This is a genomic window from Streptomyces sp. NPDC028298 (genome assembly GCF_055565895.1).
This window is the reverse complement of sequence record NZ_JBVHTL010000001.1, coordinates 1234468-1259316: the sequence shown is the minus strand read 5'-3', so window position 1 is coordinate 1259316 and position 24849 is coordinate 1234468. Positions and strand designations below refer to the sequence as shown.

At 71.0% G+C, this 24849-nt stretch carries 19 protein-coding genes; 7 read left to right on the top strand and 12 right to left on the bottom strand.

Going from position 1 to position 24849, the window contains the following annotated elements:
• Positions 1 to 145: 145 nt before the first annotated feature.
• Positions 146 to 1000, bottom strand: coding sequence for a helix-turn-helix domain-containing protein (locus ACZ4TO_RS05610; RefSeq protein WP_382795264.1), 855 nt, complete (start codon positions 998 to 1000; stop codon positions 146 to 148).
• Positions 1001 to 1652: 652 nt separating this feature from the next.
• Here ACZ4TO_RS05610 and ACZ4TO_RS05605 point away from each other — a divergent pair.
• Both ACZ4TO_RS05605 and ACZ4TO_RS05600 read left to right on the top strand, forming a co-directional pair.
• On the top strand, positions 1653 to 1958 hold the full coding sequence (locus ACZ4TO_RS05605; RefSeq protein ID WP_382795267.1) for a 4a-hydroxytetrahydrobiopterin dehydratase: 306 nt from the start codon (positions 1653 to 1655) through the stop codon (positions 1956 to 1958).
• Positions 1959 to 1963: 5 nt separating this feature from the next.
• Complete coding sequence (locus ACZ4TO_RS05600) at positions 1964 to 2680, top strand: class I SAM-dependent methyltransferase (protein ID WP_468023504.1); 717 nt, start codon at positions 1964 to 1966, stop codon at positions 2678 to 2680.
• A 68-nt stretch (positions 2681 to 2748) separates the two neighbouring features.
• Here ACZ4TO_RS05600 and ACZ4TO_RS05595 read toward each other — a convergent pair whose 3' ends face one another.
• Both ACZ4TO_RS05595 and ACZ4TO_RS05590 read right to left on the bottom strand, forming a co-directional pair.
• A complete protein-coding gene (locus tag ACZ4TO_RS05595; protein ID WP_468023503.1) occupies positions 2749 to 3240 on the bottom strand; it encodes a hypothetical protein in 492 nt (163 codons plus the stop codon).
• The gene (locus tag ACZ4TO_RS05590) at positions 3237 to 3827 is read right to left on the bottom strand and encodes a hypothetical protein (protein WP_468023502.1); all 591 of its coding nucleotides are present in this window, start codon (positions 3825 to 3827) and stop codon (positions 3237 to 3239) included. The genes ACZ4TO_RS05595 and ACZ4TO_RS05590 overlap by 4 nt, the downstream gene beginning before the upstream one ends.
• Before the next feature lie 39 nt (positions 3828 to 3866).
• Between ACZ4TO_RS05590 and ACZ4TO_RS05585 the strand changes: the two genes are divergently transcribed.
• A complete protein-coding gene (locus ACZ4TO_RS05585) occupies positions 3867 to 4811 on the top strand; it encodes a helix-turn-helix transcriptional regulator (RefSeq protein WP_468023501.1) in 945 nt (314 codons plus the stop codon).
• Positions 4812 to 5106: 295 nt separating this feature from the next.
• Here the strand turns inward: ACZ4TO_RS05585 and ACZ4TO_RS05580 are convergent, their stop codons facing one another.
• From ACZ4TO_RS05580 to ACZ4TO_RS05565, 4 genes are all read right to left on the bottom strand, one after another.
• Complete coding sequence (locus ACZ4TO_RS05580) at positions 5107 to 5952, bottom strand: class I SAM-dependent methyltransferase (protein WP_468023500.1); 846 nt, start codon at positions 5950 to 5952, stop codon at positions 5107 to 5109.
• A gap of 299 nt (positions 5953 to 6251) precedes the next feature.
• The gene (locus tag ACZ4TO_RS05575) at positions 6252 to 6782 is read right to left on the bottom strand and encodes a hypothetical protein (protein ID WP_468023499.1); all 531 of its coding nucleotides are present in this window, start codon (positions 6780 to 6782) and stop codon (positions 6252 to 6254) included.
• 185 nt (positions 6783 to 6967) lie between these two features.
• A complete protein-coding gene (locus tag ACZ4TO_RS05570; protein WP_468023498.1) occupies positions 6968 to 9652 on the bottom strand; it encodes a cellulose binding domain-containing protein in 2685 nt (894 codons plus the stop codon).
• Positions 9653 to 9815: 163 nt separating this feature from the next.
• Positions 9816 to 12740 (bottom strand): glycoside hydrolase family 48 protein, encoded by a 2925-nt coding sequence (locus ACZ4TO_RS05565; protein ID WP_468023497.1) that lies wholly within the window; start codon positions 12738 to 12740, stop codon positions 9816 to 9818.
• 255 nt (positions 12741 to 12995) lie between these two features.
• Between ACZ4TO_RS05565 and ACZ4TO_RS05560 the strand changes: the two genes are divergently transcribed.
• The 3 genes from ACZ4TO_RS05560 to ACZ4TO_RS05550 all read left to right on the top strand — a co-directional run bounded on the left by ACZ4TO_RS05560 (position 12996) and on the right by ACZ4TO_RS05550 (position 16413).
• Positions 12996 to 14480 carry a cellulase family glycosylhydrolase gene (locus ACZ4TO_RS05560; RefSeq protein WP_468023496.1) on the top strand — a complete coding sequence of 495 codons (1485 nt, stop codon included), beginning with the start codon at positions 12996 to 12998 and terminating at the stop codon, positions 14478 to 14480.
• Between the two features lie 134 nt (positions 14481 to 14614).
• Positions 14615 to 15580: a class I SAM-dependent methyltransferase gene (locus ACZ4TO_RS05555; protein ID WP_382795298.1), complete on the top strand. Its 966-nt coding sequence runs from the start codon at positions 14615 to 14617 to the stop codon at positions 15578 to 15580.
• Between the two features lie 131 nt (positions 15581 to 15711).
• Positions 15712 to 16413 (top strand): SDR family oxidoreductase, encoded by a 702-nt coding sequence (locus tag ACZ4TO_RS05550; RefSeq protein ID WP_385049064.1) that lies wholly within the window; start codon positions 15712 to 15714, stop codon positions 16411 to 16413.
• Between the two features lie 50 nt (positions 16414 to 16463).
• Here ACZ4TO_RS05550 and ACZ4TO_RS05545 read toward each other — a convergent pair whose 3' ends face one another.
• The 4 genes from ACZ4TO_RS05545 to ACZ4TO_RS05530 form a co-directional block, all read right to left on the bottom strand.
• Complete coding sequence (locus ACZ4TO_RS05545) at positions 16464 to 17159, bottom strand: glycoside hydrolase family 75 protein (RefSeq protein ID WP_468023495.1); 696 nt, start codon at positions 17157 to 17159, stop codon at positions 16464 to 16466.
• Between the two features lie 197 nt (positions 17160 to 17356).
• Positions 17357 to 18148 carry an aldo/keto reductase gene (locus ACZ4TO_RS05540; RefSeq protein WP_468023787.1) on the bottom strand — a complete coding sequence of 264 codons (792 nt, stop codon included), beginning with the start codon at positions 18146 to 18148 and terminating at the stop codon, positions 17357 to 17359.
• Positions 18149 to 18391: 243 nt separating this feature from the next.
• Complete coding sequence (locus ACZ4TO_RS05535; RefSeq protein ID WP_382795306.1) at positions 18392 to 20218, bottom strand: AMP-dependent synthetase/ligase; 1827 nt, start codon at positions 20216 to 20218, stop codon at positions 18392 to 18394.
• Between the two features lie 471 nt (positions 20219 to 20689).
• Positions 20690 to 21562 carry a LysR substrate-binding domain-containing protein gene (locus ACZ4TO_RS05530; RefSeq protein WP_382795308.1) on the bottom strand — a complete coding sequence of 291 codons (873 nt, stop codon included), beginning with the start codon at positions 21560 to 21562 and terminating at the stop codon, positions 20690 to 20692.
• A gap of 144 nt (positions 21563 to 21706) precedes the next feature.
• Between ACZ4TO_RS05530 and ACZ4TO_RS05525 the strand changes: the two genes are divergently transcribed.
• Complete coding sequence (locus ACZ4TO_RS05525) at positions 21707 to 22816, top strand: bile acid:sodium symporter family protein (RefSeq protein WP_468023494.1); 1110 nt, start codon at positions 21707 to 21709, stop codon at positions 22814 to 22816.
• On the opposite strand, the gene ACZ4TO_RS05520 is transcribed toward ACZ4TO_RS05525, so the two are convergent.
• A complete protein-coding gene (locus ACZ4TO_RS05520) occupies positions 22813 to 24684 on the bottom strand; it encodes an exo-alpha-sialidase (protein ID WP_382795313.1) in 1872 nt (623 codons plus the stop codon). The two genes, ACZ4TO_RS05525 and ACZ4TO_RS05520, sit on opposite strands and share 4 nt — an antisense overlap.
• Positions 24685 to 24849: the final 165 nt, after the last annotated feature.

Below are 24849 nucleotides of genomic sequence, written 5' to 3'. Positions count from 1 at the left end.
CCTCAACCCGACGTCATTCAGCGTGATATGACGCCTCGTAAGCCTCTGCCGAAGCCTCTGTCGCCCTCTTCCCGCACCACCGTCACCGGTCGTCGGCGGCCGTCACCGTCGTCGCCGGCTCCTCGCCCGTCCGGTGGGCGAGCCGTCACGAGTGCAGCGCGTGCAGGTACTTGCCCGTCGCCGGGTCCGCCGGGAGGAACGTCTCGATGGCCAGCTCGGCGACCGTCACGTCCATCGGGGTGTTGAACGTGGAGATGGACGAGATGAACGACAGCACCCGGCCCTCGTGCTCGATCCGCAGCGGGAGCGCGAAGTGGGGGGCGGGACCGAGCGACTCGTCGTCGTCCGCCTCGGCGTCCCGGTCCGGGACCGGATACGCCGCCACCTCCTCGTACAGCGCGCGCAGCGGCTCCGAACGGCGCAGGGCGATCTGCCGGTCCATCTGGGCGAGCAGGTGGTCCCGCCACGTGCGCAGATTGCGGATGCGCGGCGCCAGGCCCTCCGGGTGCAGCGTCAGCCGCATGGCGTTGAGCGGCGGCACGAGGAGCCGCTCCGGGACCCCGTCCAGCAGCAGGGCGATCCCTCGGTTCGCGGCCAGCACGTCGTACGTCGCGTCGACCACCAGCGCCGGATACGGCTCGTAGCCCTGGATCAGCCGCTCCATGCCCTCGCGGAGCGCGTCCATCGACGGGTCGTCCAGCGGGGTCTCCGCGTAGCGCGGGGCGTAACCGGCCGCGAGCAGCAGCCCGTTGCGCTCGCGGACCGGCACGTCGAGGTGCTCGGCGAGCCGCAGCACCATCTCCTCGCTCGGGCGCGAGCGGCCCGTCTCGATGAAGCTGATGTGCCGGGCCGAGGAGTCCGCCCGCAGGGCCAGTTCGAGCTGGCTCACCCGCCGCTGCTCCCGCCAGCCGCGCAGCAGCGGCCCGACCCCGTTGTCCTTGGCGGCACTTGGGGTGGGTGTCCTTGGGGTGAGGGCCGGACCGGGCGGGTCGATGCTCATAGGAGGACGGTAGCCGAGGCGAGGCACGCGAACGACCTGGGAAACCGGTCCCGGGCCCGCCCCGGGGACCAGCCCCGGGGACCCGTTCCGGGAATCCCCGCCTGGGCCCGACCCGGGTTCGGCCCGGGGCGGCGGAGGCCGCCGACCGCGCGCGGCACGGGTACGGGGCCGCCTGCCCGTGTCGTCGACCGCGTATGAGTACGCGGCTGTCTGCTGGTGTCTTCGGTCGCGCACGGATGTGCGGCTGTCCGCTGGTGCTGTCGGCCGTGCAGGGATGTGCGGCTGTCCGCTGGTGCTGTCGGCCGTGGACGGATGTGCTGCCGTCTGATGGTGCTGTCGGCCGCGCACCGGCACGCGGCTGTCCGCCGGTCGCGTGGGCCGCGTACGCATGCGACGGCAGCCCGGCGGCCCGGCCGCCGTCGCCGGGGGACGGCGGCCGGCGGGGTAGCCCGTTCGGCCGTCGCCGCCGAGCCGGGGTGCCCGCCGCGCCCTGCCGAGGGGTGGGCGCTGTGGCACGCTGGGCGAGGGCCCGCTCCGGGCGTCGCCGGCCGCCGGTCCGACCCCCGCGCCCCACCCCGGACCGACCGTCCCGCGCCCCGTCCCGGACCCACCGCCCCGCACGCCCCACCCGCCGTACGAAGGGATCACGTCCATGGCCGTCGAACCGCTGGAGCCCAAGGAGATCGAGGAACGGCTGGCGGAACTGCCCGGCTGGTCGCTGGACGGCGACCGGCTCTCCCGCACCTACCGGCTCGGCACACATTTCGCGGCGACCGCGATGGTCGTGCACATCGCCCAGGTGCAGGAGGAACTCGGCCACCACTCCGACCTCACCCTCGGCTACAACACGATCGTCCTCACCGTGAACACCCACAGCGTCGGCGGCGCCGTCACCGTCCTCGACTTCGATCTCGCCCGCCGGGTCGAGGCGCTCGCGCCGGGGCACGGGGCGAGCTGACGTCCGTGCTGAACTACGACAAGGAAGCGGACGGCTACGACGCGACGCGCGGCGGCGCACCACGGGCCGCCGCTGCCGCTGCCGCCGTCCTCGCGCTGGTCCCCGACACCGCCCGCAGCCTGCTCGACGTGGCCTGCGGCACCGGCATCGTGACGAGCGGGATCGCCGCCGGACGGCCCGGCCTGCGGGTGACGGGGGCGGACGCGGCCCACGGCATGGCGCGCCGGGCGGCGGAACGCCTCCCGGGAGCGGTCGTCCGCGCCGACGGCCGCCGACTCCCCTTCCCGGACGGCTCGTTCGACGCCGTGTGCGCAGTCTGGCTGCTCCATCTGCTGGACGACGCCGGGCCCGTCGTCGCCGAGGCCGCACGCGTCCTGCGTCCCGGCGGTGTGTTCGTCACCACCGTCGACAAGGCCGCGGCCCACCATGTCGGCAGCGACATCGACGCGTTGACCGCGTCCTGGAGCGCCGAGCACGCCGAGGACGCGAACGAACGCGTCACGGCGTACGCCGCCGGGCACGGCCTGGTCCCGAGCGGTACGGCCCTCTTCCGCGGTCACGGCCAGGGTCGCACCCCGCGCCGCGTGGCCCAGTACATCCGCGACGGCCGTCTCTACGCGGCCGGCGGGCCCGGGCTGGCCGAGCGGGTCGAGACCCTGCCGGGTCCCGACGTCCCTCGCCGCGAACCGGACTTCACCCTGCGGGCCTTCCGCAAGGAGTGATCCGGCCCCGGTCCCCGCGGGCCCTCCGCGAGCGGCGAACGTGCGGGGACCCCGGCCGGCACCTGACGTCAGCCGGTCTCCCTCCGGGTGAAGTCCATGATCCAGTTGGTCAGCCAGGTCTTCTCCCCGTCCACGGAGAACGCCTGCTCCCAGCGGGCCGTCGTCGCCGAGATCCCCGACCACACGAACCGCACCCGCACGTCTTTCCCGTCATGGGTGTCGTCGCCGTGGAACTCGCCGCGCCCGTCCGGCCCGAACCGCCCGGACACCGGCGGGAACAGCCGGCCGCTGCGGCTGGACGACCAGTTCAGCGACCACAGTTCACTCTCCACGTCGAAGAGCCGCAGCGTCAGGCCCGTCCAGCCCTGGCTCGGCACCTCCATCTCGTCGATGTTCGCCGCGCCGCCGAACAGGGAACGGCAGTGGGTGACCGCCGGAAACTCCTCCCAGGTGCTATCCGGGTCGAGGAAGTCGGTACGGCGGCGGTGGGCCACGTCCCAGTCGCCGTGGAAGAAGTCGAAGTCCCGCGCGGCGGGGGCGTTGTGGCGGACGTCGTTCATGTGCGGTCTCCCGTGGTTCCTTCGGGCAGCGAGTCGGCCAAGTAGGCGTCGAGGTCGGGCACTTCGGAGGCGAGCAGGTGCCGTACCCAGGCGTTCCGCTCGTGCAGGATCGGCGGCAGTTCCCAGACGCAGCCGATCCACGGGCGTTCCGTGACGACGAAGTTCGTCGGGTCCCGGTCGGGGCAGCCGAGCACGGGCTGGCCCGCGGCGGCGGCCCGGAAGTGCAGGACGTTGTCCCAGACCCAGCTGTACGCGCAGAGATAGGCGCTGCCGTCGCCGCCCCGGTGCAGGACGGTGAACGTGGCGGGCGGGGTGCCGTCCGGCTCGGGAAGCAGCCGCGGCAGCACCGCGTGGGCCGCCCGTTCGACCTCCGGCTCGATACCGGCGGGGTCCGCGGTCACGTGGTACCGCTTGATCCACCGACCCGCCGTCTCGATGGGCGGCGGCACGGTCAGGAGCTTCTCCCGGAACGGTGCGGGGACCGGGGCCGGGGTCGGGGACGCGCCGGAACCGGCGGAAGTCCCGGAGGACGCCGGTCCGGCGGGCGCCGCGGGGACCGCGCCGGGTGTGGAGGTGGCTGAAGTCATGGCAGGACGCTAGGGCCGCTTCACTGACATCCTGTGTCAGTGAAGTCCAGCCGTCTCATCTCGATCCTCCTGCTGCTCCAGACTCGCGGCAGACTCACCGCCGCCCAGCTCGCCGAGGAACTGGAGGTCTCGGTCCGGACCGTGTACCGGGACGTGGAGGCGCTGAGCGCTGCGGGCGTCCCGCTGTACGGGGACGCGGGACACGCGGGCGGCTACCGCCTGCTCGACGGCTACCGCACCCGCCTCACCGGCCTCACCACCGAGGAGGCCGAGGCGCTGTTCCTCGCCGGGGTCCCCGGGCCCGCCGCCGAACTCGGACTCGGCGCGGTGCTCGCGGCCGCCCAGCTCAAGGTGCGTGCCGCCCTCCCGCGTGAACTGCGCGAGCACGCGGACCGGGTGAGCGGCCGCTTCCACCTGGACGCGCCGGGCTGGTACGCGGACGCCGACGCGACCCCGTACCTCACCGCCGTCGCCGACGCCGTCTGGAACGGCCGGGTCCTGGACATCCGCTACCGCCGCTGGCGCGAGCCCACCGATGTGGAGCGGCGCCTGGAACCGTACGGGCTCGTCCTGAAGGCCGGTCGCTGGTACGTCGTCGCGGGCCCGGGGCCGCGCACCTACCGCGTGGACCAGATCCTCGAACTCCAGGCGTCCGAGGAGGAGTTCGTCCGGCCTGAGGGATTCGACCTGGCGGCGTACTGGACCGCATATCAACGGGGCTTCCACGAAAGGCTGCACCAAGCCGAGGCGGTCGTGCGGATCGCGCCCGGCACCCGCCTGAGCGGTCCGGCCGGCCAGGCCGTGGCAACCGACGGGCGTACGGACGACGAGGGCTGGACCCGGGCGACCGTCCCCGTCGAGTCCCTGGACCAGGCCCACGACGACTTCCTGCGCCTCGGGACGGCAGTCGAGGTCCTGGAACCACCCGAACTACGCGCCCGCATCGCCGAGACGGTGGCGGAACTGGCCCGCAGATACGCGTAGAGAGCGCTCGCCCCGAAACTCGGCCCGGGCGGTCGTGTCCCTCGTCGTCTTGCACTGGGTTATGGGGCCGGCTTGCCGGCACCGAGCCAGCAGCCTGAGCCCGTTGTCAGTGGCGGCTCGTAGAATGGTTGCCAACACAACGACTAGCAAGTCGGGTTGTTGCTGATGCCCCGCCGGAGTGATGCCCGGCGGGGCTCGCTGCTGTCATGGGCGGTTGTCGTATCCACGCTCGACCAGGTAGGCGGCGGCGTCACTGTTCTCGCTGAGCCAAGCTCGCATACGTGCGGCCGGTGCTTCAGGCAGGCCTTGGCTCGGCTCGTCGTCCCACCCGCAGGACCGTGAGATAGCGGCGGGTCGCCCTGTCGTTCATCCGGGTTCGGATGTGTTCCGCGATCGCGTCGAGCAGGGGCTCGCGGGTGGCCGGGGTGAGCCGTCTGTACGGTGATGTCGAGCGGAGGAGATCCGCGAAGCCGGTTCCGTCGAGCCGCTGGACCGTCGGGTACCAGCGCACCGTTGTCGGGCCGAACAGGGGTCCTGGGTCCTCGACCAGGCCCCAGCCGGTGTCGGTGGCGCGCACTTCGTCCTCCAGCGGGGGATGGCCCCAGTCGGGGTTCCCGGGGGCGAACCGCTCGTGGAGGGCGGAGGTCTCGGCGTAGACCTCCGGTTCTCCCGGTCTGCGGACGACGACGTGGCCGAGCAGCGCCGCCCAGCCTCCGGGCCGCAGCACCTCGTAAGCCCGCGGCCAGCCGATCGCCGGGTCGACCCAGTGCCAGGACGCCGCGGCCACGAGGACGTCGAAGCGCCGCCCGCGGTCGTCCCACTCCTCGAACGTCGACGTCTCGATCCCGACGTCGAAGTCGCCGAGGGCCGCGAGCCGCCGACGGGCGAGCGCGGCCATGCCCGTGCCCGGTTCCACGGCGGTCACCGAGCATCCGAGCGCCGCCAGGGACCGCGTGGCGTGACCGGTGCCGCAGCCCACCTCCAGCACCGACGACCCCGCGTCCATGCCGGTGAGGGCCGCGAGGTCCGCGAACAGTTCGTCGGGGTATCCCGGCCGGACCCGGTCGTAGAGCTCCGGCACCTCGTCGAACACCCGGCCGAGGCCGAGCCGGTCCCTGCGCGTCCTCTGCTCATCGGTCACGAAGGCACAAACTAGGAGGCGCCGCCGCCGGCCGCCACCGGTTCGCCCGGCGACCCACACGACTCACACGATCGATTTTCGGCCGGACCCTATTGCTGTGGCCGGTTCCTGATGCATGGTGTGCGTGTGACCTTCCCGGCCCTTCAGGACCGGGACCGCCACCCCTCGGACCCCGCCCGAGCTGTGCTCTTCACGGGTCCGCCGCACCTCCCGGCTCCCCACGGGAGGCTCCGCGGCTGCCCGCGACCAGCCGGGCCGGGCTCCGTGTCGGCCGGGTGGTCCGCGGCGGCGCAATCCCGTCAGCTGTACGTCCAGCGCCAGCCGCCGGAGCGGTACGCGCACGTGATCCTGGTGCCTCCCGCCGTGGTCGTCGAGGCGCCGTGGTCGCTGTTGCGGCAGTACTGGCCCGCCGAGTAGCAGTTGCCGGCGTTCGAGGTGATCGAGCAGGTGCTGACGCTCGTTCCGCCGCCGGTGCTTCCGCTGCTGCCGGAGCCGCTGCCCGAGGCCGCGTGCGCGGTGACGGTGACCTTCACCTTGACCGTCTTCGTCGCGGTCACGGTCGGAGCCGGTTCCGGCTCCGCGGTCACGGTCGCGGTAGCCGTCGCCGTGACGGTGACGGTGGGCCGTGCCTCGGCGGCCGCGACCTTCGTGGTGTCGCTCTTGTCGTCGCTGCTGCCACTGCCGCAGGCGCCGACGCCGAACAGGACCGCGACGGCGACCACCGGCAGCAGGTGGCGCCTGCGTGCCCTGCGAGCTCTCGCCGGCCCCGGCGTGAACCCGGGTGCTACGGGCGGCTGCTCGTGCTCACGCGATGGCTTGTTGTGCGACATGGTCCCCCCAGGGATGGATCGTGATGGGGCGACGATATCGGGGGATGTGAAGACGGTGTGAGGCTTGCGTGAAGGAGGTGACGTAGTCGTGATCATCAAGGGGGGTGGGGCCGGGCCGCCCGGGGGCACCTGTCCACCGGCACAGGCCGGTGGACAGGTGCCCCGAAGGTCATGGCACCGCGCGCTCAACTCACCGCACAGGCCCGATCCCCCAGCCTGAACACCGACGGTTTGGTGTTCGACCCCGTCCAGCTCCCCGTGAAGCCGAAACCGACCGTCGAACCGGCGGCGACGTTCGCGTTCCAGCTCACGTTCTTGGCCGTCACGGCCGCGCCCGCCTGGGTGTAGTCGGCGTTCCAGAGCTGGGTGATCTTCTGGCCGTCGGTGAAGGACCAGCCCAGGTTCCAGCCGGTCCAGGCCGAGGAGCCGGTGTTGGTGAGGGACACGTCCGCCTGGAAGCCGCCCTGCCACTGGTTCGTGATCTTGTACGTCACCGTGCAGGCCCCGGTGGACGGCGGCGTCGGGTCCGTACCGCCGCCCCCGTCACCGCCCCCGGCGTCCGAGGTGTCGCCGTAGACGATCCCGCGTCCGTTCGTGGCCACGTACACGCGCCCGTAGACCCGCGGGTCCCCGGTGATGGCTGCGCCGGTCCAACCCCACTGGTGGGCGTCGTCGTTGACGCGGGTCCAGCTCGCGCCCTTGTCCGTCGAGCGGAAGATCCCGCGTACGCCGCCGATCTTGGCGCTGGTGTAGAGCGTCTGGTACGAGGAGCCGGTCGCCGCCTTGCCGAAGCCGACGGTGTCGGCCTGGTCGACGTTCGACAGCTTGGTGAAGGCCGCCCCGCCGTCCGTCGAGTGCCACAGCCCGTACGCGCCGTCGCTCGCGCCGCCCGCCAGCCACACATCGCCCTTGGTGCCGGGCAGGGCTTTGAAGCGCACGCTGTCCCCGGCGGGGAGGTTGGCGGCCGCGGACGCCGTGAAGGTCGCTCCGCCGTCCGAACTGACGTAGAACTTGCCCGACTTGAAGCCGTAGAAGGTCCTGGGGTCGCCCCGGTCCGACTCGACGATCGCGCCCGCCGGGATGCCGCTCGACGCGGACCACGACGTGCCGAACCCGGTGGTGTACTGCACCCCGGTGCCCGCCGGGCTCCACACGAAGCGGCCGCCGTCCGCGGCCGCGGCGACCGTGCCGCCGCCGGTCACGCCCGAAGGGTCGCTGCCCGCGAACCAGTTGGCGCCGTTGTCCGTCGAGAAGCCGATGTGCGGCCCGGAGTCGAGGTCGCCGACCCGGACCACCGTGTTCGGGTTGGTCTCGGCGTAGTCGAGGCTGGTCGTGGAGGTGAGGTTCGGCGATGTGTACATCATCGACGGGACCTTGGTGAGATCCGTGTGCCGGAAACCGCCGATGTCACCGAGCGCGCTGAGCAGCGGAGCACCCGACGGGGGAGAGGCGAGGTCGTTGACGGCCGTCTCCTCCAGACCCTGGACCATGGGCTTGACGGTGAACTGGCTCCCGGAGTCCCAGTTGGTGAGGTTCTCGGTTCCGTAGATCGTCGCGCCCGTCCCGTACATCATGCGGGCCGAGTCGAACGGGTCGATCTCCAGGCCCTCGGTCATCCAGCCGAGTTTGGGGGCCTGTTCGGGCGGCGCGGGATTCGCGCCGAAGGTCAGCCACGGCACGGACGAGACGTCCATCGTGTAGCGGTTGGAGCGGTTCGGGTACGACGTGTAGTCCCAGGCCTTGGTCCAGGTCCCGCCGCTGTCCGTGGACCGGAAGATCTGCGTGTCCGGCCACCAGGAGCTGTACGCCGTCGCCATCACGGTTCCCGGGTGCTGCCGGTCGACGGTCAGCCCGCTGAAGCCGTAGTAGGTGTCGGCCTCCGCCACCGGGCTGATGTCCGTCCACGTCCCGGTCTTCGTCGCGTACCGCCACAGCCGGCCCTTGCCGCCGTCGTACGGTCCGCCCTTGTCGCTGTAGGCGAGATAGAGGTAGCCGTTCGCGGCGTCGAGGACGCCCTTGTGGGCGAGGTACCCGGTCGGCTGTCCGGCGAGCCGGGACCAGGTCGCGCCGCCGTCCGTCGAGCGGTAGACCGCGTTGTCCTTGTCGGCGACACCCACGTAGATCGTCTGCGTGGCGCTTCCCCGGGTGCCGGTGGACTCGTCGAAGGTGACCCACACGACGCCCTGGTTGTCGGAGGCGTAGCCGCTGGTGTCGGTCGAGTCCTGGACGTAGTTGCCCGGGTTCGGGAACGCCGTGACCTGCGACCAGCTCACCCCGGAGTCCGTGGAACGCCACAGGCCCTTGCCGCTGGGCGCGCCGAGGTAGAGGACGCTGTTCTTGGCGGGGTCGACGGCCAGCCGCTCGCCCATGCCGCGTCCGGGCATGTTGCCGCCCAGCTTGAAGGGCAGATCGGTCTTCTGCCAGCTCGCCCCGCGGTCGGCGGAGCGCAGCACGGCCCCGTTCGTCGGGTCCCAGTCGTTGGTGTACGTGCCGACCGCCGCGTACACCTTGTCCGGGTCGACGGAGTCGGAGGCGAGGCTGACGACGCCGGTGTGGCCCCACTCGTTCCAGCCGACCGAGTCCAGCAGCGGGGTCCAGCTCTTCGTGGCCTGGACCCAGCGGTAGGCGCCGCCGATGTCCGTGCGGGCGTAGGCGAGGTTCTTCTCGGAGCGGTTGAAGACGATGCCGGGGACGAAGCCTCCGCCGTCGACGCGGGCGTTCTTCCAGGTGTACGTGTCGGCCGCGACCCTTGCCGTGGGGGTGTTCGCGGCCGTCTTCGTGGGGGTGCTCGCGGCCAGGGCGGGCGGGGTGCCGGCCAACAGGCCGGCGGCCAGGGCGAGTACGGCCGTGAGGATGCGTGTTCTTCGCACGGGGGGAGTCCTCTCCGGTGCACAGGAGGAGTGGGGATGGGGCGGAGCGAGCCGGGAAGAGGGGGCAAGTGACGGCCGGGCGGCCCTCGTTGTGGTGAGGGACCGCCCGGCCGGTGGTCCTGCCGTCAGGGACAGGACCGCGTACCCGGAGCCACAGCGGGGACTATTCGAGAAGCTCCGCGTACGAACCCATGGCGAGGGCGATGTCCGCCTGCGCCCAGAACCGGTGGTACGTGAAGGACGGCGCGGCGCCGCCCGCCAGATAGGCCTGGATCTTCGACCAGGCCGGGTCGTTCTTGTAGAAGGACCGCAGCGAGGCGAACGTGGACGACGAGTTGATCGCGTCGCCGTTCGGCATCGTGCCGGTGAACGTGCTCGGCACGTACACGCTGTCGTTGAAGCGGTTGTAGTCGGCGCGCGTCTCCGGAACGGCTATGCCCAGACCGTCCTGGTAGTTGTTCCACATGCCGTCCAGAAGCGCCTTGGCCGTCGTCTTCGCCTGGGTGTTGCCGGACTTGGCGGCGTAGTACGACAGGGTCTTGGCGTACGCGGCGGCCACCCCGACGTCGTTCGTGTAGTCGGCGACGGTGACGTGAAGTCCGCTGTTGGCACCGGGACTCGACGCGTTCCAGGTGTCCGGCGCACCGGACCACTGGAGGGTGGAGGGGATCTGGTAGGTGCCGTCCGGGTTGATCGTGGTCTTGGACAGCGCCCACGTGACCCACTTGTCGAGGACAGCCTTGGCGCTCGCGTTGCCCGTCTGCTGGTAGTACTCGGCGACGCGCTCCATGGACCACGCCTGGAAGCCGAACCACTGGTTGGACGGCGGATCGTGGTACACCGGCTGCTGGTCGTAGTACATGCCGTAGAAGGTCGGCGTTCCCGTGGGAGGTGTCGCGTAGCGGCCCGCCCAACTGTTGGTCGCGCCGCCCGCGATGGCGCCCTCGCTCGACTGGAGCCAGCGGTAGAACTCCAGTTGCCGGGTGAGGGAGGTGCCCCAGTCCGCCGCGCCTGTCGAGGACTTGGGCTTCAGGTCGGCGTTCGTGCTGAGCGCGTACGCCGCCAGGGGGTTCTGGTAGCCGCCGTGGACGTGGCTGGAGCCGATCCGCCAGGCCCAGCCCGCCGAGGTGTCGGTGGCGCCGCCCCATGCGTAGTACCAGGAGAGCAGATAGGAGGAGGCGTCCTTGCCGGTGCCGGCCGCGCAGGTCGACGGTCCGACGCAGTTGCCTATCTTCTTGAAGTACTTGTCGTACATGGCGTAGCGCAGATAGTCGCCCATCTTCGCCGCCTTGCCGACGGTCGCCGACACGTCCGCGCTCCTGCCCTGGGCCTTGGCCCACACGTCGGCCCAGTACGCGGCCTGCACCGCACGCGCGTCGGCGTCGGGGGCGTCGGTGTACTTCCACTGCTTGGCGTACGAGGAGTCCCCGGTGAACAGGTCCAGGTAGCCGTTCTTCCCGCCGTACTTGAAGGCGTCGCAGGTGGGCTGCGGAACCGTCTCCCACACCGACTCCTGCGCGCCGCGCTGGAAGGTGTTGATGTACGACGGACCCGTGGCGGTGGGACCGGCCTCGCACTTGCCGGGTTCGTTCCCGTAGCCGTAGGTGTTGTCCACGTCCTGGAGCCAGTGCATGCCGTACACGTCGTCCGTGCCGTACGCGCTCTTCAGCTCGCCGGCGATCGGGTCCGTGCCGACGGAGACTCCGGTGTCGAGCTTGGCCGGGTACTCGTTCGGGGTGTCCAGCTCGGGCGCGTAGGTGGCCGGCTTGGACGCGTTGTAGAACGAGTTGGTCGGCTGGTCGGCGTGCGTGGGGATCATGTACGTCTCCATGGTCGTCCACGCGGCGTTGAACTTCGACCAGTCGCCGGTGACCTTCCCGTACATCGCCTGGAGCCAGATCAGATAGCTGTACGCCTCCGACGTCGTCTCATGGCCCTGGTCCGGCGCCTCGACGATCAGCGTCTCCACCGAGTGGTAGGGAATGCCCTCGGGGGAGAAGTAGCCGTTCGCCGGGTTGGTGATCTTGCCGTAGAGGTCCAGGAAGCGCGCGTCGTACGCCTTCGTCGCGGCCAGTTCCGTCACGGTCACCGTGGCCTTGGCCTGACCGGTCGCCGAGGCCGTGAAGGTCGCGGACCCGGTGCCCGAGGCGTCGGCGGTGATCGTCACCGTCTGGGCGGTGTTCCAGTTGGACGGCGTGAAGGTCAGACTCGAACCGCCGGTCACCGACAGCCCGGTGTTCCCGTCCGTCCGGGCCACCGCCACCGTCACGTTGGCGCTCGGCTGGGTCGAGAGCTTGACCGTGAACGTTCCCGACTTGCCCTGCTGGACGCCGAGTTGGATCGGTGACGCGACGATCGCCGGTCCCGCGGCGACCGTGATGCCGGCCGGTACGGAAGCCGCCGACGCGCCCAGACTGTCGTAGGCCTTCGCGACGATGGAATGACTGCCCACGGCCAGTCCGGACGCCGACAGCGTGTACGGCGAGCTGGTGTCGGTGCCGAGCAGGGTCGTGTCGTCGTAGAACTCGACCTTGGAGATGGTCGCGCCGTCGGCCGCCGCCGCGGTCGCGGCCATCGGGACGGCGTCGCCCTGGGTGTAGACGGCGCCGGCCGCCGGGCTGGTCAGCACGGTGATCGGCGGCTGGTGCGCGCCGGTGCAGGTGGTGCCGTTGACGGCGTAGGACGCGGGGGCCGCGTTGGTGCCGCTGTAGGTGAACTGCGCGCCGGTGGTCACCGCGGTTCCGGCGCCGATCGTCCCGTTCCAGGCGGCGTTCTTCACGGTGACCGTCTTGCCGGACTGGGACCACGTGCCGTTCCAGCCGTTGGTGAGCGTCTGGTTGCCCGTGTAGGCGTAGGTCAGGGTCCAGCCGTTGATGGCGTCGGCGCCCCGGTTGGTGATCGTCAGATCAGCCGTGAAGCCGGATCCCCAGTCGTTGGTCTTGTAGTCGACGCTGCACTGAACCGTGGCCGCGTGTGCGGGAGTCGTACCGGTCGCCAATGTCGTGAGCGGGAGGGCGAGTGTCGCCACTACGGCGGTCCACAACCGTCGTGACCTGCGACGACGTCTCCATCGAGGGCTCGGATCCATGGTGCTGGTTCCTCCTTGCGGCTCGGAGAATGGGGGGAGGAGCAACAAGCCTTGAACCAGTGGGAGCGCTCCCATATTGGAGAGAGGGGTGTGAGCGGTCAAGGTGCTTGAAGAGTCGAAATGATTCGACAGATCAACTGCGTGACCCCTCTGGGCAACGCGGGCACTTGGCGCTAGCTTCGTCCGCACCAGTGGGAGCGGTTCCATCAGTCGACGCGTCCGTCACGGCGCGTCAGAGCTGCAAGGAGTCGCTTCATGCGTCACCCCCCGCGTCTGTCGCTCTTGGTCATCGGCGCCGCCGTCGCCCTCGTCGGCACGGTTGTCGCGCCGGTCGTCACGGCCTCGGGAGCAACTCCCGCGTGCACGGTGGAGTACTCGGTCACCGGCCAGTGGGACACCGGCTTCCAGGGCGCCGTGAAAATCACCAACAACATGGCCGCGCTGAGCGGTTGGAGCCTCGGCTTCGACTTCCCGGCCGGTCAGAAGGTCACCCAGGGCTGGAACGGCAAGTGGTCCCAGTCCGGTACGACGGTCACCGTGGTCAACGAGAGCTGGAACGGCTCGCTGGCGAGCGGCGCGAGCGTCAGTGCCGGATTCCTCGCGTCCTGGTCGGGAAGCAACGCGGTGCCGACGGCCTTCCGGCTCAACGGCACCACCTGCAACGTGGACACCCAGCCGACACCCACTCCCACACCCACGCCCACCGATCCGCCGCCGACCGGCGGCGAGGCGCCGAAACTGCACGTCTCGGGCAACAAGCTGGTCGACTCGGCGGGTGCCACCCGCCGCATGCTCGGCGTCAACCGCTCCGGCGGCGAGTTCATGTGCGTCCAGGGCTACGGCTTCTTCGACGGTCCCGTCGACGACGCCTCCGTCAAGGCGATCGCCGACTGGAAGGCCAACACGGTCCGCATCCCGCTGAACGAGGAGTGCTGGCTGGGGCTTTCCAACATCAAGCCGGAGTACGCGGGCGCCCACTACATCGCCGCGGTCAAGGACCTGGTGGCCAAGGTCGAGGCGCACGGCATGACGCCGCTCGTCGAACTGCACTGGACCTACGGCCAGTACACCGGCAACTCGGCGGGCTGCTCCGACGTGCACGCCACCTGCCAGAAACCGATGCCCGACGCCCAGTACACCCCGTCCTTCTGGTCCTCGGTCGCGAGCACCTTCAAGGACGACCCGGCCGTCGCCTTCGACCTGTTCAACGAGCCCTATCCCGACCGCGCGACCTCCACGACCACCCAGGCGTGGACCTGCTGGCGCGACGGCGGCACCTGCCCCGGCATCTCCTACGAGGTCGCCGGAATGCAGGACCTGGTCGACGCGGTGCGCGGCACCGGCGCCAAGAACCTGATCCTGGCCGGCGGTCTCGCGTACTCGAACGACCTGAGCCAATGGCTGACGTACAAACCCAGTGATCCCACGGGCAATCTCGTCGCCGCGTACCACGTCTACAACTTCAACACCTGTGCGAGCGAGAGCTGCTGGAACTCCACCCTGGCTCCCGTCGCCGCCCAAGTCCCGCTGGTGGCGGGCGAGATCGGGGAGAACACCTGCTCCCACGCGTTCGTCGACACCGTCATGAAGTGGTTCGACGACCGGGGGCTCTCGTATCTCGGCTGGACCTGGAACACCTGGGACTGCTCCTCGGGTCCGTCGCTGATCTCGAACTACGACGGAACCCCGACCGCCTACGGCATCGGGCTGCGCGACCATCTGCGCGCTCTCAACGGCTGACGGCGGGCACCGGGAAAGGCGGGCGCCTCCGGATGTCCGGAGGCGCTCGACTTTTTGCCGTTCGGGCAACACGACTGGCCGTTTCCGGGAGTGGCGGAGCAGGCTGTCCTCATCCCGAGAGAGAGGCTTGCCCCATGGCACAGGACCACGACCACGAGCACGGCAGCGGCCCGGCACACCCCCGGGGCGGGGCTCACGGCCACGGCTCGCACCACGGCTCCGCGCCGGGCCAGGGGCACGGCGCCGGCCACGACCACACCCACATGGACTTCGGCCAGATGCTGCCCATGCTGGTGCAGGAGGCGGAGCTGTTCACCCCGGCCTACGTCCAGGCGGCCGAGTGGCTGCGGGAGCAGCGGCCCGATCCCGGGCTGATCGTGGACGCCGGAAGCGGCCCCGGTGTGATCTCCGGCCTGCTCGCGGAGAAGTTCCCCGGTGCCCGCATCGTCGCCGTGGACGGCGCCGAACCCCTGCTGGTGGAGGCCCGCGCCCGCGCCGAGCGGCTGGGCTTCGCCGACCGGTTCAGCACGATCGAGGCCGAACTCTCCGAGGGCGTCGGGGACCTGGAGTACCCGGCGGACCTGCTGTGGGCCAGCAGGTCGCTGCACCACGTCGGCGACCAGCGGGCGGCGCTCACCGGTTTCGTCCGGAGCCTGGCACCCGGTGGCACCCTCGCCCTGCTGGAGGGCGGCCTGCCCACGCGTTTCCTCCCGCGCGACACCGGCATCGGCCGGCCCGGTCTGGAGGCCCGCATCGACGCGGTGCACGACGAGTGGTTCACCCGGATGCGGGCCGAGCTGCCCGGATCGGTGGCGGAGACGGAGGACTGGCCCGCCCTGCTCACCGCCGTCGGGCTGCGCCACACGGCGACCCGCACCTTCCTGCTCGACCTGCCCGCCCCGATCTCGGACGAGGCCCGCGCCTTCGTCGTCACCGCGCTCACCCGCAGGCGTGAGGGCCTCGCCGAAGGCCTCGACGCCGAGGACCTCGCCACGCTCGACCGGCTGCTCGACCCGGAGGACAAGGCGAGCGTGCACCACCGTTCGGACCCGTTCGTCCTGACCGCGATGACGGTGTACGTGGGGGTCAAGCCCGAGTAGTCACGGCGACCGCCGGCCGGCCGCGAGCGCGGTCGGCGGGCCTTGACATCGAGCGCGCTCCAAGTGATGAACTCCCGGAGTTCGAGGCACAGTCGGCCGGCCGCGGGGCCGGACACCCCAGGGGGTACACCATGACCGATTCTCCCGTCGCGCTCATCACCGGGGGCGGAAGCGGCATCGGAGCCGCGGTCGCCCGCCGGCTGCTCGACGCCGGGCACCGGGTGGCCGTCACCGGGCGCGGAGAGGAGCGGCTGAACGCCTTCGCCGAGGAACTCGGCCGCCCCGAAGGGCTGTTGACGCTCGTGGGGCACGCGGCCGAGTACGACCAGGTGCGGGCCGCGGTCGAGGCGACGCTCAAGGAGTTCGGGCGCCTCGACACCGTCGTCGCCAACGCCGGGTTCGCCACCCACGACACGGTCGCGGACGGGGACCCCGCCGGCTGGTCCGAGATGGTGCTGACCAATGTGCTGGGGCCCGCGCTGCTCATCAGGGCGTCCATCGACGCGCTGAAGGAGTCCCGCGGCCGCATCGTGCTGATCGGCAGTGTCGCCGGGCACGTGAACACGCCCGGCAACATCTACGGCGCGACCAAGTGGGCGGTGACCGGGCTCGCGGAGAACACCAGGCGCCAGGTCACCGAGTACGGCGTGGGCGTCACGCTGGTCTCGCCCGGCCGGGTGGAGACCCCGTTCTGGGACAGCTACGGCAGCCTGCCGCCGGGGCAGCTCCTGACGGCGGAGCAGCTCGCCGACTCGATCGTCTGGGCGGTCGGGCAGCCGGCGGGCGTCGACGTGAACACGGTGGTCGTCCGCCCGATCGGCCAGCCCGTCTGATCCGCCCGCGGGGCGTTCCCGCCCCGCGGGCCGTCTCCGTCCCCCGCTCGTCAGTTGTTCGCGAGGAACTGCCGGGCCAGGGAGTCCCCGAGCGACACGGCCGCGCTGTGGCTCTCGATGGGGGACACCTGCGAGTTCTTGAACAGGATGTACGTCACTCCGCTGTCGGCTCCGCCCGTCTCCGGGTCGGGGTCGATGCCGAGCGCGTTGGCCGTGGCGTACGACGCCTCACCGATGATCTGCGTCGGTCCGGTGTCGCCGACGACCGCGTACTCGACCTTGCCGTTGTAGACGACGGCGACCACACCGCCGCCCTTGATGCCCGAACTCGTGTACTTCCAGATGCTGCTGGAGCTCGGCACGACGACGTAGGGCAGCGTGTCGGCGCGCAGCGCCCGGCCGTCGGACTGATGGAAGGCGGTGTCGTCCTGGAACCAGGGGTCGGTGCCGGAGCTGCACTTGGCGGTGACCTGGCCGTCGCAGTCGATGTCCATGTCGGCCTTCCAGAACACGGCTCCGTTCTTGCCGCAGACGGGGATCGTGGCCGAGGTCTCCTCGTCCGTCCGGTACTTGCCGTTCGAGATCTGCGAACAGGACGTCACCTTGGCCAGGAGGGCGGCCGCGCTGACCGAACCCTCCTGTGCCGAGCGGGGTGCGGTGGTTCCGGAGGCGCTGGCCGGGAGCGTGGCGAGGGCGAGCAGTGCCGCTCCGAAGGCCGCGGACAGGGTCAGTGTTCGAGTGCGCACTGTGGGGGAACCCTTCTGTTAGGAAACTTTCCTTACCGGGTTCGTCCACGGTGGCCCCGTTTGCATGAGCGCGTCAAGGCTTGAGTCCCGGTTGGTCCGGTCCAAGGGCGTTAAAAAAACCCGCGGCCCGGATGCGGTGAGCATCCGGGCCGCGGGCCGCTGCCGGTCGGGCCGGCGCTTCGGTGCCGGCGGGCCGGTCAGCCGATGTCGAACGCGGCCGGGTCGGGCCCCAGCCGGCGGTCCTCGTTCAGTGCCGAGATCGCCGCGATGTCCTCGGTGTCCAGGGAGAAGTCGAAGACGTCGATGTTCTCCTTGATCCGGGACGGGGTCACGGACTTCGGGATCACGACGTTTCCGAGCTGGAGGTGCCAGCGCAGGACGATCTGGGCCGGGGTGCGGCCGTGCTTCTGGGCGATGGCGACGATCGCCGGGACCTCCAGGAGGCCCTTGCCCTGGCCCAGCGGAGACCAGGCCTCGGTGGCGATGCCCTGCTCGGCGTGGAACTCACGGGCCGGGCGCTGCTGGAGGTGCGGGTGCAGCTCGATCTGGTTGACCGCCGGGATGACGGACGTCTCCTCGATCAGCTTCGCCAGGTGCTCCGGGAGGAAGTTCGAGGTGCCGATGGCCTTGGCGCGGCCGTCGGCGTAGATCTTCTCCAGGGCCTTGAACGTGTCGACGTAACGCCCGCGGGCCGGCGTCGGCCAGTGGATCAGATACAGGTCGACGTAGTCCAGGCCGAGCTTCTCCAGCGAGGTGTCGAAGGCGCGCAGCGCGGAGTCGTACCCCTGGTCGCTGTTCCAGAGCTTGGTGGTGACGAAGAGCTCCTCGCGGGCGATGCCCGAGGCGCGCACGGCCTTGCCGGTGCCCTCTTCGTTGCCGTAGATCGCCGCTGTGTCGATGCTGCGGTACCCGGACTCCAGTGCGGTGGCGACCGCCCGCTCCGCCTCGTCGTCCGGCACCTGCCAGACACCGAAGCCGAGCTGGGGCATCTCGACGCCGTTGTTCAGGATGATCGGGGGGACCTTGCTCACGAGCTCTCGATCCTTAAGTCGTCGGGTGGTCTTCGTATGGTCAACGATCACGGGCCGTGATGCATTCCTGACCGGGCTCAGGGCGCGTGGAATCGAAGATTGGCTGAAATAGTCCGATCAATCACGCCGGTGTCCGTGCCGCAGGGCGATACGGGCTTGTGCCAGCTCCGTGTCCCGCCGCGTGATCCCGAACGACCGGCCCTACGTCCGGTAGAGCGCCTCGACCTCGGTCTCGTACGCCTTCTCGATCGCCTTGCGCTTCAGCTTCAGCGACGGCGTCAGCAGGCCGTGCTCCTCGGTGAACTGGTTGGCCAGGATCCGGAAGGTGCGGATCGACTCGGCCTGCGACACCAGCGTGTTGGCGGCGACCACGGCGCGCCGCACCTCGGTCTCCAGATCGGGGTCGCGCACCAGATCCCCGGCCGACAGCGGCGGCTTGCCGCGCATCTGGAGCCAGTGCTCGACGGCCTCGGAGTCGAGGGTGACGAGCGCGGCGATGTACGGCCGGTCGTTGCCGACCACTATGCACTGCGCGACGAGCGGATGGTCGCGCACCCGCTCCTCCAGCGCGCCCGGCGAGACGCTCTTGCCGCCGGAGGTCACCAGGATCTCCTTCTTGCGCCCGGTGATGGTGAGGTAGCCGTCCTCGTCCAGGGAGCCGAGGTCGCCGGTGGCCAGCCAGCCGTCGTGCAGGGTCGCGTCGGTGGCCTTGTCGTTGTTGAGGTAGCCCTGGAAGACGTTGCCGCCGTTCAACCAGATCTCGCCGTCGTCCGCGATGTGCACGGTGGTCCCGGGGATCGCCTGCCCGACGGTGCCGAACCGGGTGAGCTCGGGCGGATTGGCGGTGGCGGCCGCCGTGGACTCGGTGAGCCCGTACCCCTCGTAGATGGTGATGCCCGCGCCCGCGAAGAACAGCCCGAGCTGCCGGTCCATCGCCGAGCCGCCGGACATCGCGTGTCTGACCCGGCCGCCCATCGCGGCCCGGACCTTGGAGTAGACGAGCTTGTCGAGGACCTGGTGCTGCATGCGCAGGCTCGCCGAGGGGCCGGGCCCGGTGCCCCAGGCCTTGGCCTCGACGGCGTCCGCGTAGCGCACGGCGACGTCGACGGCCTTCTCGAAGGGCCCCGCCTTGCCCTCCCGCTCGGCCTTGCGGCGCGCGGAGTTGAAGACCTTCTCGAAGATGTACGGCACGGCCAGGAAGAAGGTGGGCCGGAAGGCGGCGAGGTCCGGCAGCAGCGCGGACGCGTTGAGCTGGGGCTGGTGCCCGAACTTGACCCGCCCGCGGAACGCGGCGATCTGGACCATCCGCCCGAAGACGTGCGCGAGCGGCAGGAACAGCAGGGTGCTCGCCTCGTCGCCCCGCTTGGAGTGGAAGACGGGTTCCCAGCGCTTGATGACGGTGTCCGCCTCGAACATGAAGTTCGCGTGCGAGATGACACAGCCCTTGGGGCGCCCCGTGGTGCCCGAGGTGTAGATGATCGTCGCGATGGATTCGGGCGTGACGGCGCGGCGGTGGCGGTGCACCACCTCGTCGTCGAGGTGCGCGCCGGCCTCGTACAGCTCATGGACCGCGCCCACGTCGAGCTGCCACAGCTTGTGGAGCTGGGGGAGCCGGTCGACGACCGTGGCGACGGTCATCGCGTGGTCCTCGTGCTCCACCATGACCGCCGACACCTGCGCGTCGTGCAGCATCCAGAAGACCTGCTCGGCGGAGGAGGTGGGATAGATGGGCACGACCTGGGCGCCGATCGTCCACAGGGCGAAGTCGAAGAGGGTCCACTCGTAGCGGGTGCGGCACATGATGGCGACCCGGTCGCCGAAGCGTATGCCCTGGGACAGCATGCCCTTGGCGAGCGCCAGGACCTCGTCCCGGAACTCCGCCGAGGTGACGTCGCGCCACTGTCCCTGCTCGTCCTTGCGGCCGAGCGCCACGTGGAGCGGGTCCACCCGGGCATACTCGAACACGGCGTCGGCCAGGCCGCCCACCGGCGGCGCCGACGCCAACGGGGGGTTGGTGAACTCGCGCAATACCGCTCCTCGTGGCCTCCGCACAGCGCCGTGAAAGCTACCCCACCACGCGAGCGGACGGGAGGGGGCTCGAACCGCCGAGGGGTGCGGCGTCCGCACAGGTCAACCACGGAAATGCCGCACAAGGGGAAGGGTCGGACAGAATCCCTTACGGTTCCGTAGGTTTCGAGTCCGTAATCTCCACGGAATCGGCACGAGCCAGGACGGGGATCAGGGGCCCTGGAGAGCCGATCCGGAATGCCTCGCTCCGGGCGATTCGCCCCCCGCGGAACCCCGGCTCCGCACGCCGCCGACCCGCCGGTCCCCGGCTCCGCTTACGCTGCGGACCCGCCGGTCTCCGGCTCCGCCGACCCGCCGACCCGCCGACCCGCCGACCCGCCGACCCGCCGACCCGCCGGTCCCCGGCTTCGCCTACGCCGCCGACCCGCCGGACCCCGACCCGTCGAACCCCGGCTCGCTCGCCGCCGGACCCTAGCCGCGCTGCCCTCGGTGCAGCCGGTCCCCGCCCGCGAGGATCGCCGCCGCGAGCGCGTCCGCGGCGTCCTGCGCGGACGGCCGCCGCCGGCCGTGCACCAGTACGAAGTCGACCTCGCCGAGCTCCGGCAGCCCCGCTCGCTCCGGCACCCGCACCAGGCCGGGCGGCACCAGCCCCCGCGAGTGGGCCATCACACCCAGGCCTGCGCGAGCCGCCGCGATCAGCCCGTTGAGGCTGCCGCTGGTGCAGGCGACGCGCCACGGCCGCCCCTGGCGCTCCAGCGCTTCGAGGGCGAGCGCGCGGGTGATGCCCGGGGGCGGGTAGACGATCAGCGGGACCGGACGGTCCGGGTCGAGCCGCAGCCGCTGGGCGCCGATCCACACGAGACGGTCGTGCCAGACGAGCTCGCCGCGCGGATCCTCCGGCCGCCGTTTCGCCAGGACCAGATCGAGGTGCCCGGCTGCGAGCTGTTCGTGGAGCGTGCCGGACAGCTCCACCGTCAGTTCCAGGTCCACCTCGGGGTGGTCGGTGCGGAACCCCTCCAGGATCTCCGGCAGCCGGGTCAGCACGAAGTCCTCGGACGCGCCGAAGCGCAGCCGCCCCCGCAACCGGGTGCCCGTGAAGAACGCCGTCGCCTGTTCCTGCACCTCCAGGATCCGCCGCGCGAACCCGAGCATCGCCTCACCGTCCTCGGTGAGCTCGACGGAGTGGGTGTCGCGGGCGAAGAACTGCCGTCCGGCGGCGTCCTCCAGCCGGCGCACGTGCTGGCTGACCGTGGACTGGCGCACCCCCAGCCGCCTGGCGGCCCGCGTGAAGCTCAGCGTCTGGGCCACCGCCAGGAACGTACGGAGCTGGGAAGGGTCGTACACGGGCCCACGTTATCGCGATACGTGATGACAGTCAGAGCGGTATGACGGATTCCCGATCGCGGCCCGGGAGGGGACGATGGAGAGGGCACGATCCGCCGACGACGATCACCCGCACCGAACCGAGCAACCGAGCAGTGGAGCACCGTGAAACGCCTGCAGTGGCCGAGCTGGATGCCGGTCGACCCCTACATCCTGCTGCTGCTCGGGACCGTGGGCCTCGCCGCCCTGTTCCCGGCGAGCGGAACGGCGGCGGACGTCGCCTCGGGCGCGTCCACGGCGGCCATCGCCTTCCTCTTCTTCCTGTACGGCGCTCGCCTGTCCACCCGTGAGGCGATGGACGGCCTCAAGCACTGGCGGCTGCACGGTACGGTCCTGATCTGCACCTTCGTGGCGTTCCCGCTGCTCGGCCTCGCCGCCCGCGGCCTGGAGCCCGTCCTCCTGACCCACGACCTCTACACCGGCCTCCTCTTCCTCACGCTCGTCCCCTCGACCATCCAGTCGTCGATCGCCTTCACCTCGATCGCCCGCGGCAACGTGCCCGCCGCCATCTGCGCGGGCTCCTTCTCCTCCCTCGCGGGCATCGTCGTCACCCCGCTGCTCGCCGCGCTCCTCCTCGGCGGCAGCGGCGGCGGCTTCTCCACGGACTCGGTCGTCAAGATCGTGCTGCAACTGCTGGTGCCGTTCCTGGCCGGACAGCTCCTGCGCCCGTGGATCGGCGGCTTCATCACCCGCCACAAGAAGGTTCTCGGCTACGTCGACCGCGGATCCATCCTGCTCGTCGTGTACACGGCCTTCAGCGAGGGAATGGTGCGGGGCATCTGGAGCCAGGTCAGCGCGGCGCGGCTGGCGGGGCTCCTCGTCGTCGAGGCGCTGATGCTCGGCGTCATGCTCCTCCTGACCTGGTACGGCGCGAAGGCCCTGCGCTTCGACCGCGAGGACCGGATCGCCATCCAGTTCGCCGGGTCCAAGAAGTCGCTCGCGTCGGGCCTGCCCATGGCCGGTGTCCTGTTCGGTGCGCACGCCTCCCTCGCCGTGCTCCCGCTGATGCTCTTCCACCAGATGCAGCTCATGGTGTGCGCGGTGATCGCCAAACGCCGGGCCCGGGATCGCGAGGTGAGCGGCCGCCCCGGCCCGGACCGGCCGTCCGGTGGCGCGGCGGGGACGGGAGGTACGGGCGAAGGAGCGGGCCGGGCCGCCGGCCCGGCCCGCTCCGACGGCCTCCGGGTCTCCCCGGCCGCGACGGCGGGACGCTAACCGTCCTTGGCGACCCGGTCCAGGGGAAGCCACAGGACGGTGTCCCGGGTCACCTTCCGCGAGGGCGGCGCCGACAGCTCGTCGTCGCTCAACGCGCGGTCGTAGACCCGCACGTCGTCGATCGCCCCGGTGAAGAAGGCCCGGCTGTCCATCCGCTGGCCGATGTGCACGCCGAACGGCGAGTTCCGGCTCACCGATCCGGGCACGTCCGCCGTGCTGACGGTCGTCCCGTCGAGGAACAGGGTGAGCTGTCCCCCGCCGCGCCGCAGCGCCAGATGGTGCCACTGGCCGTCGTTGAAGGAGCTCGTGGTGCGCACGAACGCCGTGGCCGGGGCCGACGCGCCGTTCCTGGTGGTGATCAGCCCGGTGATCCGGTTGGAGGCGGGTTCCCCGCGCAGCCACACCTGCGGCTGGCTCGTACCGATCCCGCCCATCCACAGCAGGGGCTGTTCACCGCTGGTGGCCGTGTAGCGGAACCACAGGGACGCCGTGAAGTCCTTCGTCCCCAGCGGCAGCCGGTCCTGATACGGCAGTCGTACGGCGTCGTCGGTGCCGTCGAACTCCAGCCCGCCCCCGAGCACGCCGGCGGTCTCGCTCGGGCCGCCGAGGACCGCCGCCCGCCGGGTGAGCGGAGCGAGGTCGGCCGTCGTCGGGTCGGGGCCACGGCGCGGCTGGAGCCAGTCCTCGGTGAAGCGGGCGAAGCGGATCTCGTCGCGCGCGTCCACCGCGCCGCCCTCGTACAGCAGGCCCACGGTGTCGCCGTCGACACCCACCAGGTCGGAGTAGCCCGACCAGTCGGTGGTGACGACCGTCCCGCGGTCCACGCTGTCCCAGGTGCGTCCGCCGTCGTAGGAGGAGCGGATCGCCATGGTGCGGCGGCGGTCCGGGTCGGCGGGGCAGGAGAGCAGGATCCGGTTCCCGAAGCGCAGCGTCGAGCCCTGCACCTGGGGCGCGTAGAGGTCGGGGACGTCACGGAAGGGGGCCGCGAAACTGTCGCCGCCGTCCCGGCTGACCGCCTGGGTGCGGTGGCCGAGGTCGGTCCCGTCCTGCTCGCGGCCGCTGATCAGGAGCGATCCGTCGGCGCGCTCGGTGAGGGTCATCTCGGACGGCTTCTGCCGGAAGGTGCCGTCGGCCGCGATCGGCCAGGAGTCGCTCGCCCCGATGTCCCAGTGCTCGCCGCCGTCGTCGCTGGTGATGAGGGCGGCGTTGTTGGCGGTCACCCGGGTGCCGTCCCAGGTCTCGGTGTTGACGGCGAACACGAGCCGGCCCGCGTGCCGGCCGCGGGTGAGCTGGACGCCGTGGACCGGGCCGGTGGCGTACCAGGAGTTCCAGTTCGCGGGCAGGATCTCGGAGCTGAGGTCGCGCGGCTGCGACCAGCTCAGACCGTCGTCGTCGCTGTACTGGAGATGCGGGGTGCGGTCGCAGGGGACCGTGCAGCTCGCGCTGTCCGTACGGCCCGTGTTGTAGGTCTCCGCCAGCACGATCCGGCCGGTCTCGCGGTCCACGACCGGGGTCGGGTTGCCGTGGGTGTCCCCGTTCCCCTCGTTGACGACCTGGAGCGGGCCCCAGGTGCGGCCGCCGTCGGCGGAGCGCTTCACCACGATGTCTATGTCGGCCGCGTCACCGCAGTTGAGGACGCGTCCCTCGGCGAACGCCAGCAGAGTTCCCCTGGTCGTCCGGACGACGGAGGGGATGCGGAAGCAGGCGTATCCCGGATCCTGCGAGGCCTTGAAGAGCACCTGCTGCTCGAACGCCGGTGCGACCGGCACGGGTTCGGCTCGCGCCGTGCCCGGGAGCGCGATCAGCGCGGCGATGCCGAGGAGCGCGGCGGAGAGGGATCTCAGACGGGTGGCGAGGCGTGACGGCATGGTGCGACCTGCCCTTCGTACGACGGCTGGGCAATCCGGATTCTAAGGACATCCCACGTCCAACGTTCGCGCCGCAGAGGCTACTTGGGCCCTCAGGCACCCCACAAGGAGCATGCACCGGTCGTGTTCACGCCAGAATTCGGCGCCCGTGTGTCCGCCCGGCGA